The sequence below is a fragment of the Photobacterium profundum genome, assembly GCF_003026285.1.
Lineage (GTDB): Bacteria > Pseudomonadota > Gammaproteobacteria > Enterobacterales > Vibrionaceae > Photobacterium > Photobacterium profundum.
Window position 1 is genome coordinate 1,055,404 of record NZ_PYOD01000001.1, and the last position, 12,781, is coordinate 1,068,184.

Here is a 12,781-nt window from a genome sequence, read left to right on the forward strand (position 1 = left end):
TGCGCCTCCTATATCGACAGTTTATCTACGCGCTTACCGCCGTAGATAAAGTTAACAACCGCACGTGTACCTATAATCGCCGTGAACATTGAAGTCAGGATACCGATTGATAGTGTTACAGCGAAGCCTTTGATTGCACCAGTACCAACAGCAAACAAAATAATTGCTGTGATAAGTGTTGTAATGTTTGCATCGGCAATCGTACTGAATGCATTACCGTAACCTTGCTGAATTGCTTGCTGAGGACTTCGGCCTTCACGCAGTTCTTCACGGATACGTTCAAATATCAGTACGTTCGCATCGACAGCCATACCGACTGTTAATACGATACCGGCGATACCAGGTAAGGTCATCGTCGCACCTGGGATCATCGACATAACACCAATAATCAATACCAAGTTCATAACGAGTGCCAGATTGGCAATTAAACCAAAACCACGGTAATAAATTAAGGTAAATAGCATTACTGCCACCATGCCCCAAATCATCGCCTGAATACCCATATCGATATTCTGCTGACCCATTGATGGACCAATCGTACGTTCTTCAACAATAGAAATAGGTGCAATCAACGCACCAGCACGAAGTAGAAGCGCTAAGTTGTGCGCCTCTGCCTGCGAATCGATTCCAGTAATACGGAAATTACGACCTAACGCAGTTTGAATCGTTGCTTGGTTGATTACTTCTTCATGTTTTTGAAGAATCACTTTACCGTCTGCTTGACGTTTACCGCTATCTTTATACTCGGTAAACACCGTTGCCATCAGCTTACCCACATTATTACGTGAGAAAGCTGTCATCTTGCTACCACCTTCGCTGTCTAACGAGATGTTAACTTGAGGACGACCATATTCATCAGCACTTGAGCTCGCATCAGTGATATGAGACCCCGCAAGGATGATACGCTTCTTTAATACAGCCGGACGCTTATCACGGGTGTATTTCACTTCACTTCCTGCAGGTACTCGACCAGCGGCAGCCGCAGCAAGATCTGCCGTACTATCGACTTCACGGAATTCAAGTGTTGCCGTTGCGCCAAGAATTTCTTTTGCGCGAGCGGTATCTTGAACGCCTGGAAGTTCAACCACAATACGGTTAGCGCCTTGACGCTGTACTAGAGGTTCAGCAACACCCAGCTCATTCACACGATTTCGAAGAATCGTGATATTTTGGTCAACTGCGTAGTTACGAATTTCTTGCAGACGGGCTTCAGTAAACTGTGCAGTAAGAACGAAACGCCCATTGCTATTGCTGTCAATAAATAGCATATCAGGATGTAACTTTGCGAGAGCCGTTTCAGCAGCTTTTAGATCTTCATCATTACGAAGGCGTACTTCGACAGAAGAATCTGTTTTGCTTATCGCACGGTAACGTACTTTAGCTTCACGTAATTCGGTACGGAAAGTCTCTTCTTGTTGACCGAGTAACTTTTCCATTGCCGCATCCATATCCACTTCCATTAAGAAGTGAACACCACCACGTAAATCAAGACCCAGCTTCATTGGTGAAGCACCAATAGATTCAAGCCAGTCAGGCGTCAGTGCAGCAAGGTTAAGCGCAACGACAAAATCATCGCCTAGCTGTTCATTGATGATATCGCGAGCACTGATCTGAGTATCAGTATCGTTAAAGCGGACAAGTACAGTACCGTTTTCGAAAGCGACAGATTTATAGGAGATGTTGTTCTTTTTTAAATCTTCGGTGACAGTATCCAGAGTAGACATATCAACCGAGGCGCCACGCGCCCCGGTGATTTGAATCGCTGGATCTTCACCGTAAACATTGGGAAGTGCATAAAGCAGACCGACGAGCAGTGCTAACACCACCATCAGATTCTTCCACAAGGGATAACGGTTTAACACTGCGATGATCCTTCAAAGCGAAAAATTATAGAGATTTCATTGTGCCTTTCGGCAGTACAGCTGTAACGAAATCTTTCTTGATAGTAACTTCATTGTTGTCGTTAAGTGCAATCACGATGTAATCAGTTTCTTCAGAAACTTTTGTGATCTTACCTAACAAACCGCCATTAGTTAGTACTTCGTCGCCTTTACCCATCGAACTCATAAGTGTTTTATGCTCTTTAGCACGTTTCGCTTGTGGACGATAAATCATAAAGTAAAAAATAACTGCAAAAAGGCCAAGCATGATAAAAAGTTGCATGCTGCCGCCTTGCGGAGCACCTTCAGCTGCAGCATTTGCCTGAGAAATGAAAAGACTCATTTAGTAACGTCCTCGTTTAAAATATTAAGCGTTTTTTAATGGTGGAACTTCTCTGTCACGACGCGCGTAAAATTCTTCTACAAATGCATCGAAACGATCTTCTTCAATCGCACTACGGATACTAGCCATCAAACGCTGGTAGTAACGTAAATTGTGGATTGTGTTTAGGCGTGAACCTAGGATTTCATTACACTTATCCAAGTGGTACAAATACGCCTTTGAATAATTACGACAAGTGTAACAGTCACAATGCGGATCTAAAGGTGTTGTATCCGTTTTATGTTTCGCATTACGGATCTTGATCACACCACCAGTAACAAATAGGTGTCCATTTCGGGCATTTCGGGTCGGCATTACGCAATCGAACATGTCGATACCGCGTCGAACACCTTCAACTAAGTCTTCAGGTTTACCTACACCCATCAGGTAGCGAGGCTTATCTTCTGGTAATTGAGGGCATGTATGCTCAAGAATACGATGCATGTCTTCTTTCGGTTCACCAACAGCCAAGCCACCCACAGCATAGCCATCAAAGCCGATATTTGTTAGGCCGTCAACAGATACATCACGTAAGTCTTCATACACACCACCCTGAATAATACCGAATAATGCATTTGGGTTTTCTTGCTTATCAAAATGATTACGGCTGCGTTGTGCCCAACGAAGTGACATTTCCATCGATTTTTTCGCTTCATCATGCGTTGCCGGGTATGGCGTACACTCATCGAAAATCATTACGATGTCAGAACCTAAATCGTACTGAATTTCCATCGACTTTTCTGCGTCCATGAAAACTTTATCACCGTTAACAGGGTTACGGAAATGCACACCCTCTTCAGTAATTTTACGTGTAGCACCCAGGCTAAATACTTGGAAACCGCCTGAATCTGTCAAAATCGGGCCATGCCACTGCATGAAGTCATGCAAATCACCGTGAAGCTTCATCACTTCTTGACCAGGACGTAGCCACAGGTGAAATGTATTGCCAAGCAGAATCTGTGCGCCCGTATCTTTTACTTCTTCAGGCGTCATACCCTTAACTGTACCGTAGGTACCAACAGGCATAAAAGCAGGGGTTTCAACCGTACCGCGTTCAAACTGTAAGCGACCGCGACGCGCGCGCCCCTGCGTTTTATCTAATTCAAATTTCACAAAGCCTCCAAAAGCCAGAGAAACAATCTGACATAATTCCCAAGTGGGATTCAATGCAATAGGCCAATTGCCCAATGCACACTTTCATTATCACATAATGCCAATCATTCGATTGATATCAAATCGCCACGCCATAAAGCGTAGCGGAATAAATAAATATCACATCACCATTACTAGGGCGTGCTGTTCTTTAAACATAATTGTTGCTGATATTTGCTATTCGCCTAACACAACAAAGGCTGCTATTTTAACAAAAGCAGCCTTAAGGCACACTGACTTAATAATAAGAAGTGTTACACGTTGTTCCGGCGAGTAATAAACATCGAATCACCATAACTAAAGAATCGATATTGATTATCGACCGCTTGTAGGTATGCATTCATGGTATGTTCATAACCAGCAAAAGCACTTACCAGCATAATCAACGTCGATTCAGGTAAGTGGAAGTTAGTCACCAATACATCCACTAGCTGGAATTCATAACCAGGGAAAATAAAGATTTCTGTATCACCAAAAAAGGGCACTAATTCAGTTCCCTTTTTAACGGCATCTTGCGCGGCACTTTCAAGAGAACGTACCGATGTGGTACCAACAGCAATAATACGACCACCATTCGCTTTGGTCGCATTAACCGCATCAACAACATCTTGAGGCACTTCAACATACTCTGAATGCATGTGGTGATCATCAATGTTATCAACACGAACAGGCTGGAAAGTACCCGCACCAACATGCAAGGTGACAAAAGCAAAATTAACCCCTTTTGCTTTTAATGCTGCCATCAGTTCATCATCGAAATGTAAACCTGCTGTAGGTGCAGCGACTGCACCAGGTTTTGCATTATAAACCGTCTGATAACGCTCTTTATCAGCATCTTCATCAGGACGATCGATATAAGGAGGAAGCGGCATGTGCCCCACTTCTTCTAAAATTTCTAAAACAGTTTTATCGCTGTTAAAACGGATTTCAAACAACGTATCATGACGTGCAATCATTTCAGCTTGATAATCGTCATTTTCGCCCAGTAATAATTCATTACCCGGCTTTGGCGATTTTGATGCACGTACATGCGCAAGAATGCTTTTATCGTCAAGCATGCGCTCAACTAACACTTCTATCTTACCGCCTGACGCTTTACGACCAAAAATACGAGCTGGAATAACACGCGTATTATTGAATACGAATAGATCGCCAGGTTCAGCTAACTCTAAGACATCCTTAAAGCCCTTATGCTGGATATTTCCAGTTTCACCAGTTAGTTGCAGTAGACGACTAGCAGTGCGTTCAGGTTGTGGATAACGAGCAATTAGCTCATCAGGTAGATCAAAGTGAAAATCAGAAACTTGCATCTTTTTATGCCCCAAATAACAGCAGGCAGCTAGTATAGGCTGCCCCACTACAATTTCAAGGAAAGATGGGAATCACAAATTAATTTTCTGTCTGATCTCGAAAGTAATGGATTACATCCTACATATAATTGCCAGCCAAATTTAAGAACGACGCCAACGGGTAAAAGCAGCCATAAATAACACACTGAAGAAGCCGACACTGCCCCCACCATCATCCGACGTTACACCCGTTGTTGAAGGTGTAGCAATATCAGCACCTGCGCCGGTATAATCAGAATTGAATGGGTTCACCGTAAATTGTGGCGTTGTCATGGTCTCTATGTTCAATTCACTGCTAAGCAGCCCAGTAATCCAATCATGGTATTGAGCCACTTCGGTATAAACACCAGGCAGCTGCCCCGCACAACCTTCACCAAAACTCACTAATCCAACTAAACGCACTCCAAAATCACTGTCGCTAGCCCTCTGCATATTTCTCCATACTAATGGCCCACCAGAATCACCAAAACAACTGTCACGGGCAAGTAAAGGAGAAGTAGAACCCGCACAAAGGAAAATGCTTAATTCATTTGCGTTAATATTCGATCCCCACACATTATCGCAGGTTGTATCAGGTACACCTGATAGTAATGTCTGTCTTAACGTTGTTGAACCAGAACTATTATCGGGATCTATTTGGGTTGATCCCCAGCCAGATACTAATAAATTCGCAGTTCGCTGACCGTTGGCAACCCAGCCATTAACAAATTCATTATCCGCTAATTGTTGTTCTGCCCGAGTCGCAGGTAAAATAGGGATAGATGCAACAGGCAAAGGGGCACCAAGTACTAAAAGCGCAATATCATTGGCAAAGCGGTTTTCATTATAAGAAGGGTGAAGAATAACTTTCGTTACAAGGACTGCATTGGATGTACGCGCGCTAAACACACTGGTAATTCCAGCCCACACTTTTACATTTTCAGCCCGAACGGTTGTTGCTCCATTTTGCATGCAATGCGCAGCGGTTAGAACAACTTGAGAAGCAATAACCACTCCACCACATACAAATGTCTCGCTGCCATTATCAGTGGAATACGTCATATTAAGATAAGCCTGCCATGGTATTTCATTCTGGGAAGATTCAATTCCTCCAATAATCTTGGCTGTTGCTGCCACTTTATCGTCTGCCTTAACCTGAAAAACAAATAATGCAGAACAAAACAAAAGGCAACTAATAAAGGCTTTAGTCATTAAGTGTTCCTACTGAGTGAACGTTTATTAACTCTAGCTTTCTATTATTATTTTTGTGGCTCGAAAATAATAATACGACCTCAAACGAGCAACAATAACTCGCTCATTACCGGACTAATCATTGATTTTGGTCATTAGTTATTACGCTAGGATTAGCTACATTCAATGATGAGAGGTTAAAAAAGATCGTCACCCATATTTTAAATATTGCTTTTATTGTCATGTTATTACGCATATTTATAACAATTACGTTCAGTGTGAATTGATGTCTCAATAAAAGAAAGAAACGATGGATACAATATTAGGATAGGTGCTGACGAGTTGTTGAAACCTAATTGCAGTAGGACTGCCGGAGGTTTATATGTTTACAGTTTCCGATATGATGACCCCAAACCCACATACCTTACAGCCACATAATACATTGGCAGATGCAAAAGCCATTATGGAAGATATTGGTATTCGACACATTCCAGTAACCGATATAGATGAGCAGCTTATCGGTATTGTGACTCAGCGTGATGTACTGTCTGCTCAAGAATCCAGTCTCGAGAGCATAACAAAAACCGACTTCCACTCTAATTTAGATACCCCTCTAGAAAAATGTATGCATCGAACTCTAATGAGTGTTGATCCCCATGCTGGCCTTAAAGAGGCTGCTGTCTATATGCAAAAACATAAAATTGGCTGTTTACCTGTAGTGGAAAAAAAACGATTAGTTGGCATAATTACAGATACAGACTTTGTTTCTATCGCGATTAACTTACTAGAGATACAAGAGGAAATAGAACCGATTGCTGATGATAACGACACCACCTAAAACAAGACTGTACCCATGAATTTTCTTGCTCATCTGCATTTGGCTGACTGCTGCCAAAGCGATATGGCAGGTAACCTTCTGGCTGATTTCGTTCGGGGCGACCCTTACAAGCAACACATTAAGCCCGTCGCCGACGGTATAAAACTTCACCGCTTTGTTGATGGTTATATTGATGCAATGCCTGAGGTAAAGGCATGTCGACACTTATTTAGTGACAACACGCGCCGTGTTAGTGGCATTGCATTAGATATTGTTTGGGATCACTTCCTTGCTGTCCACTGGCAAGATTTTCATCCTTATTCCTTAGAGCACTTTGTACAACACGCAGAGAACATTGTTCGACAATACCAATCAAATTTGCCTGAACGCTATGTTTTAATGAGTGCTCATATGTGGCAGCAACAATGGTTGATCCAATATAGAGAAAAGCCAAGCATTGAACGAGTGTTAATACGGATGGCAGCAAGACGCCCGAAGTTACATCAACTTGCGCTGTGTTCTGAACAAATAGATGATAATTATGATGAATTAGAGCGTGTCTTTCGTATCGTTTATCCCCAAATAATAACCGCAACCAAACAGCATCGCCTTACTCAACGTTAGTATCTGCTCAAGAGAAAAAACGCATAAAAAAAGGAGCAACAAGTGCTCCTCGACGATAACCTAATGATGCTTAGATTAATTAAAACTGATCTTCTTCTGTCGAGCCTGTTAATGCCGTTACTGAAGATTGACCACCTTGAATCGTATTTGTCATCTTATCGAAGTAACCCGTACCTACCTCTTGTTGGTGAGCAACAAACGTATACCCACGTTCTGCCGCTTCAAACTCAGGACGCTGTACCTTCTCAACATAGTGACGCATACCTTCACCTTGAGCATAAGCATGGGCTAATTCAAACATGTTGTACCACATGTTATGAATGCCAGCTAACGTGATGAATTGGTATTTATAGCCCATATCTGCCAACTCTTGCTGGAACTTAGCAATTGTCTCGCCATCTAGGTTTTTCTCCCAATTAAACGATGGTGAACAGTTGTATGCCAATAATTGATCAGGGTACTGTGCATGAATCGCTTCAGCAAACTTACGTGCTTCTTCTAAACATGGCTTCGCAGTTTCACACCAAATAAGATCGGCATACGGTGCATACGCTAAGCCACGAGAGATGGCTTGATCGATACCAGCACGTACACGGTAGAAACCTTCAGCTGTGCGGTCACCGATAATAAAGTCGTTATCGTATGAATCACAATCTGACGTTAACAAATCTGCTGCGTTAGCATCGGTACGCGCTATAACCAAAGTGGTTGTACCCGCGACGTCTGCCGCTAAACGTGCCGCCACTAATTTTTGTACCGCTTCTTGGGTTGGCACCAAGACTTTACCGCCCATGTGACCACATTTTTTCACTGATGCTAACTGATCTTCAAAGTGAACACCTGCGGCACCGGCATCAATCATATTGCGCATAAGTTCATACGCATTAAGCACACCACCAAAACCCGCTTCGGCATCGGCTACAATCGGTAAGAAGTAATCAATGCCTTCTTCTGGGTTCCCCCCACTAGACCACTGAATTTGGTCTGCACGACGGAATGAGTTATTAATACGAGTAACTACTGATGGTACTGAATCTACAGGGTATAACGACTGATCAGGGTACATCGTCGATGCCGTGTTGTTATCGGCAGCAACCTGCCAACCCGATAAGTAGATAGCTTCAATACCGGCTTTAGCTTGTTGAACCGCTTGGCCACCCGTCAGTGCACCTAGGCAGTTAACATATCCTTTTTTCGAAGAACCATTGACCAAATCCCACAGCTTATCAGCGCCGCGCTGGGCAATCGTATTTGCAGGGGCAAATGAACCACGTAGATTTACTACTTCTTCTGCGGTGTAAGTACGTTTAACGTGCTTCCAACGTGGATTTTCAGCCCAGTCTTTTTCAATAGCTTCTATTTGCTGCTGGCGAGTCAATGTCATAATGATGTCCCTCGTTTCATTTGGCGATAATTCGCTTAACGTAATCGTTAATGCATTCTTTTTTCGACTTTTACTGTCTAATTTTTCATCTGTTTACTGTCAGTTTAGATATTCGTAACCTGAAACTGTTAAGAAGTTTACAAGCTCGTCACTGGTTGTTAATCGCGACATAAGCGCTGCAGCTTCTTCATATTGGCCTTGTTGGAATCGTTCGCTTCCTAGCTCTTGCTCCAACACCACCATTTCTTGGTCTAGCATGTCTTCAAATAACGCATTGGTGACCACATCACCATTGCTCAATGATTTACCGTGTTTAATCCACTGCCAAATTGAAGCACGTGATATCTCAGCGGTTGCGGCATCTTCCATTAGCCCGTAAATCGGCACACAGCCATTACCCGTAATCCATGCCTCTATGTACTGAACAGCAACACGAATGTTGTGACGCATTCCCTCTTCTGTACGTTCACCGTCACATGGTGCGAGTAACTCTGCCGCAGTAATTGGGGCATCATCTTCACGGCTAATATCTAATTGGTTGTTGCGCGTACCCAATGCTTCATCAAATACGGCACGAGCAGTATCGGCTAAACCTGGATGCGCAACCCATGTGCCATCGTGGCCATTGTTCGCTTCTAATGATTTATCGGTTTGGATTTTATTGAGTACCCATGCATTGCGCTCAGGCTCTTTTGATGGAATAAATGCAGCCATCCCTCCCATTGCAAATGCACCACGACGGTGACAAGTACGCACCAATAAACGGGAATAAGCATTTAGAAATGGCTTCTCCATCGTAACAACTTGTCTATCTGGCAAAATGCGATCCGGATGGTTTCGTAGCGTTTTGATATAGCTAAAAATATAATCCCAACGGCCACAATTAAGACCAACAATATGCTCTTTCAAGCTATAAAGAATCTCATCCATTTCAAAAACGGCTGGTAAAGTTTCAATCAATACCGTTGCTTTGATTGTGCCGCGTTGCAAACCAAACTCATCTTCAGTAAAACTAAAGACATCACTCCACCATGCCGCTTCTTGATACGCTTGTAGTTTGGGTAGGTAGAAATAAGGGCCGCTCCCTTTTTCTAGTAACTGTTTGTAGTTAAGGAAGAAGTACAATGCAAAATCAAACAGTGATCCAGGAATAGGCTCCCCTTGCCACAACAAATGCTTTTCTGGTAAATGAAGACCACGAACACGGCAAATCAATACCGCCGGATCATCATTTAACGCATATTCTTTTCCGTTTTCTGGGTTGGTGTAGCTAATATTGTTATTCACCGCATCACGCAGATTACGCTGCCCATCAAGCACTTCATTCCAAGCTGGCGCAAATGAATCTTCAAAATCAGCCATGAATACTTTTACATTTGCATTCAGGGCATTAATCACCATTTTACGGTCAACGGGACCGGTAATTTCAACACGTCGGTCTTGTAGGTCGGTTGGTATATTTTGAATACGCCAATTACCGTTGCGTATGTCCGTCGTATTGGACAGAAAATCAGGTAGCTCTCCAGCATCTATTTTTTGCTGGCGTTCTTCTCGTGCAGAAAGTAATTGAGGAACTCGGGAAGCAAAGCGCTGAACTAAACGCTCAACGAACTGCAAGGCTTCACTACTTAATATTTCTTGTTGTTCTGCTGTCAGTATTGTCTGTAATGACAGTTTAACTTCATAATCCGCGTTGCCTTGATTGTCCGTCATTTTCACCCCTCCACTCACTTGTAACTTAATCACTACTTTTATCAATAATTGAAAAACCTTAAAGTCTGCAATCATCTGCGTTAACGCCCTATTTACGTTGCCGTAACAAATCAATAATTGCAAATTATTTTTTTACTACACGCTTGCAGTAGAAGAGAAGTAATCAATTTAAAACAACAAGTTAAATACTAGTAGAGTTAAAGCTCAAAACGCAAAATTAAAACAAAAAACAGTAAAAAACTCGGTTGATATAAATAGTAAGAATTACAGTGAAAAATGTAACAAGTTACGTAATTAAATTACCAGAAGTGAGCGTTAAGGATTTTTAATAAAAAACGTTTAAAACAGAAGGTGTCCATTACATTCACTATAAAGATTTTAATAACAGTATATTACGAAAACATTTTGGCTATATTTCATACAGGAGCTCAAAGTGATAATACTCACTCAATTTCATTTATTTGCAGTACGAAACATAATAAACCTACAAAAAAGAGGTATTCGATCAGAAGATAATAAGATGATATATCTTGATTTTTGGTGGGATATCAGAAGATCGTGCTGGAATATTGTCTTTTCTACCAGCACGACTTCAAAAGGACTATAAAAGTCCTTCTACTATGTCGGCAAGACCGTTAAAAGTCTTGATTCGGCTAGACGTAGGGCGCCACACTAAACCAATTTCACGGTAAGCAGCCTGCCCCGGTGGTTCAATAACAACTAAGTTTTGATTATCTAATAAGCCATGATCGATAGCCATTTGAGGAATAAAGGTTGTGCCTAACCCATTCGCGACCATCTGCACTAACGTGTGTAAGCTTGTGGCAGTAAAGGGGTTTATTTTTTCTTTGGTGGTCAGCTTACACGCAGAAACAGCATGATCCGTTAAGCAATGTTCTTTCTCTAACAAGAAAACCGATTCATCTGGTAAATCAGCGTATCGAAGGGGAACATTCACTTTTTCTGCCTGATTTTTGCTAATCACCATTTTAAAGGCATCTCGCCCTACTATCTTGCTGTGCATATTATTGATATCAACAGGCAAGGCTAAGATCAGTACATCCATTTCTCCATTACGTAACGCCGCTAACAGGTTCGTGGTGGTGTCTTCACGCAATAGAAGATTCAAGTTAGGGTGCAGTCGATTCACCTCTTGCACCAAATCGCACAACAAAAATGGTGCGATAGTCGGTATACAGCCCACCCGAAGTTGACCTTCCATGCCATCGCCAGCGCCACTTGATAATTCCATTAGATCTTGGCTACGTGCCAGTAATTCACGGGAACGTATCACGACCTCTTCCCCTGTAGAGGTAAAGACTAACGATTTGTTATCACGCTCGATTAATTGGCAGTTCAATAATTCTTCAAGATTTTGAATGCCCGAACTCAGGGTCGACTGGCTAACAAAACACTTTATTGCTGCTTTGCCAAAATGACGAGTTTCAAACAAAGTAACAAGGTAATGAAGCTGTTTTAGTGAAGGAAATTTACTCATCGTTTTTTCCGATTACTTCAATCTATTTATTCCGCTTTTTTCAATCTAACAGTTTAGGTATAGTTTGTCTCGTCCAAACAAGGAGCCTACCGAAAAGGTCGGCGACAAACAGAATATTTTAGGAGCACCAAAATGGTACTAGTAGGTCGTCAAGCACCAGATTTTACTGCTGCAGCTGTTCTAGGTAACGGCGAAATTGTTGATAACTTCAACTTCGCAGAGTTTACTAAAGGTAAAAAAGCAGTAGTTTTCTTTTACCCACTAGATTTCACTTTTGTTTGCCCATCAGAGCTAATCGCTTTTGATAAGCGTTTTGAAGATTTCCAAGCGAAAGGCGTTGAAGTAATCGGTGTTTCAATCGATTCTCAATTCTCTCACAACGCATGGCGTAACACTGCTATCGAAGATGGCGGTATCGGTCAAGTTAAGTACCCATTAATCGCTGACATTAAACATGAAATCTGTAAAGCGTACGATGTAGAGCACCCAGAAGCTGGCGTTGCTTTCCGTGGTTCTTTCCTTATCGACGAAGACGGTCTTGTACGTCATCAAGTAGTTAACGACCTTCCACTTGGCCGTAACATCGACGAAATGCTACGCATGGTTGATGCACTAAACTTCCACCAGAAAAACGGTGAAGTTTGTCCAGCACAGTGGGAAGAAGGCAAAGCAGGTATGGACGCATCTCCAAAAGGTGTTGCTGACTACCTATCTGAGCACACTGCAGACCTATAATTCTTCTTATTGAAGAGTTAACAACACCATGCTCACGGTGTTGAGGCAACGAACGCAAAAGCGTAAAGCCTAAGTCA

At 42.3% G+C, this 12,781-nt stretch carries 11 protein-coding genes; 3 read left to right on the top strand and 8 right to left on the bottom strand.

Going from position 1 to position 12,781, the window contains the following annotated elements; all coding sequences use genetic code 11:
* Positions 1 to 8: 8 nt before the first annotated feature.
* The 5 genes from secD to C9J48_RS04690 all read right to left on the bottom strand — a co-directional run bounded on the left by secD (position 9) and on the right by C9J48_RS04690 (position 5,954).
* Positions 9 to 1,862, bottom strand: a complete 1,854-nt coding sequence (secD, locus tag C9J48_RS04670; protein ID WP_081450101.1) for a protein translocase subunit SecD — start codon at positions 1,860 to 1,862, stop codon at positions 9 to 11.
* Between the two features lie 25 nt (positions 1,863 to 1,887).
* Positions 1,888 to 2,223, bottom strand: coding sequence for a preprotein translocase subunit YajC (gene yajC / locus C9J48_RS04675; RefSeq protein ID WP_006230796.1), 336 nt, complete (start codon positions 2,221 to 2,223; stop codon positions 1,888 to 1,890).
* Positions 2,224 to 2,247: 24 nt separating this feature from the next.
* Positions 2,248 to 3,375, bottom strand: coding sequence for a tRNA guanosine(34) transglycosylase Tgt (tgt, locus tag C9J48_RS04680; protein WP_006230795.1), 1,128 nt, complete (start codon positions 3,373 to 3,375; stop codon positions 2,248 to 2,250).
* A 293-nt stretch (positions 3,376 to 3,668) separates the two neighbouring features.
* Complete coding sequence (gene queA / locus C9J48_RS04685) at positions 3,669 to 4,724, bottom strand: tRNA preQ1(34) S-adenosylmethionine ribosyltransferase-isomerase QueA (protein WP_006230794.1); 1,056 nt, start codon at positions 4,722 to 4,724, stop codon at positions 3,669 to 3,671.
* Between the two features lie 141 nt (positions 4,725 to 4,865).
* Positions 4,866 to 5,954 carry a S1 family serine peptidase gene (locus C9J48_RS04690; protein ID WP_006230793.1) on the bottom strand — a complete coding sequence of 363 codons (1,089 nt, stop codon included), beginning with the start codon at positions 5,952 to 5,954 and terminating at the stop codon, positions 4,866 to 4,868.
* 361 nt (positions 5,955 to 6,315) lie between these two features.
* Between C9J48_RS04690 and C9J48_RS04695 the strand changes: the two genes are divergently transcribed.
* Positions 6,316 to 6,771, top strand: a complete 456-nt coding sequence (locus C9J48_RS04695) for a CBS domain-containing protein (RefSeq protein WP_006230792.1) — start codon at positions 6,316 to 6,318, stop codon at positions 6,769 to 6,771.
* Positions 6,772 to 6,786: 15 nt separating this feature from the next.
* Complete coding sequence (locus C9J48_RS04700; RefSeq protein ID WP_006230791.1) at positions 6,787 to 7,374, top strand: acyl carrier protein phosphodiesterase; 588 nt, start codon at positions 6,787 to 6,789, stop codon at positions 7,372 to 7,374.
* A 79-nt stretch (positions 7,375 to 7,453) separates the two neighbouring features.
* On the opposite strand, the gene aceA is transcribed toward C9J48_RS04700, so the two are convergent.
* The 3 genes from aceA to C9J48_RS04715 form a co-directional block, all read right to left on the bottom strand.
* Complete coding sequence (gene aceA / locus C9J48_RS04705; protein WP_006230790.1) at positions 7,454 to 8,758, bottom strand: isocitrate lyase; 1,305 nt, start codon at positions 8,756 to 8,758, stop codon at positions 7,454 to 7,456.
* 99 nt (positions 8,759 to 8,857) lie between these two features.
* Positions 8,858 to 10,471 (bottom strand): malate synthase A, encoded by a 1,614-nt coding sequence (gene aceB, locus C9J48_RS04710; RefSeq protein WP_036803449.1) that lies wholly within the window; start codon positions 10,469 to 10,471, stop codon positions 8,858 to 8,860.
* A 601-nt stretch (positions 10,472 to 11,072) separates the two neighbouring features.
* Positions 11,073 to 11,969 (bottom strand): hydrogen peroxide-inducible genes activator, encoded by an 897-nt coding sequence (locus C9J48_RS04715; protein ID WP_006230788.1) that lies wholly within the window; start codon positions 11,967 to 11,969, stop codon positions 11,073 to 11,075.
* A 132-nt stretch (positions 11,970 to 12,101) separates the two neighbouring features.
* Here C9J48_RS04715 and C9J48_RS04720 point away from each other — a divergent pair, with 132 nt between their 5' ends.
* Entirely contained in the window at positions 12,102 to 12,704 is a 603-nt protein-coding gene (locus tag C9J48_RS04720) for a peroxiredoxin C (RefSeq protein ID WP_006230787.1), read from the top strand.
* Positions 12,705 to 12,781: the final 77 nt, after the last annotated feature.

Excerpts from the sequence above, each read along its gene's own strand:
- yajC (WP_006230796.1), bottom strand. The coding sequence starts at position 2,223 with ATGAGTCTTTTCATTTCTCAGGCAAATGCTGCAGCTGAAGGTGCTCCG.
- queA (WP_006230794.1), bottom strand. The coding sequence starts at position 4,724 with ATGCAAGTTTCTGATTTTCACTTTGATCTACCTGATGAGCTAATTGCT.
- C9J48_RS04690 (WP_006230793.1), bottom strand. The coding sequence starts at position 5,954 with ATGACTAAAGCCTTTATTAGTTGCCTTTTGTTTTGTTCTGCATTATTT.
- C9J48_RS04695 (WP_006230792.1), top strand. The coding sequence starts at position 6,316 with ATGTTTACAGTTTCCGATATGATGACCCCAAACCCACATACCTTACAG.
- C9J48_RS04700 (WP_006230791.1), top strand. The coding sequence starts at position 6,787 with ATGAATTTTCTTGCTCATCTGCATTTGGCTGACTGCTGCCAAAGCGAT.
- aceA (WP_006230790.1), bottom strand. The coding sequence starts at position 8,758 with ATGACATTGACTCGCCAGCAGCAAATAGAAGCTATTGAAAAAGACTGG.
- aceB (WP_036803449.1), bottom strand. The coding sequence starts at position 10,471 with ATGACGGACAATCAAGGCAACGCGGATTATGAAGTTAAACTGTCATTA.
- C9J48_RS04715 (WP_006230788.1), bottom strand. The coding sequence starts at position 11,969 with ATGAGTAAATTTCCTTCACTAAAACAGCTTCATTACCTTGTTACTTTG.
- C9J48_RS04720 (WP_006230787.1), top strand. The coding sequence starts at position 12,102 with ATGGTACTAGTAGGTCGTCAAGCACCAGATTTTACTGCTGCAGCTGTT.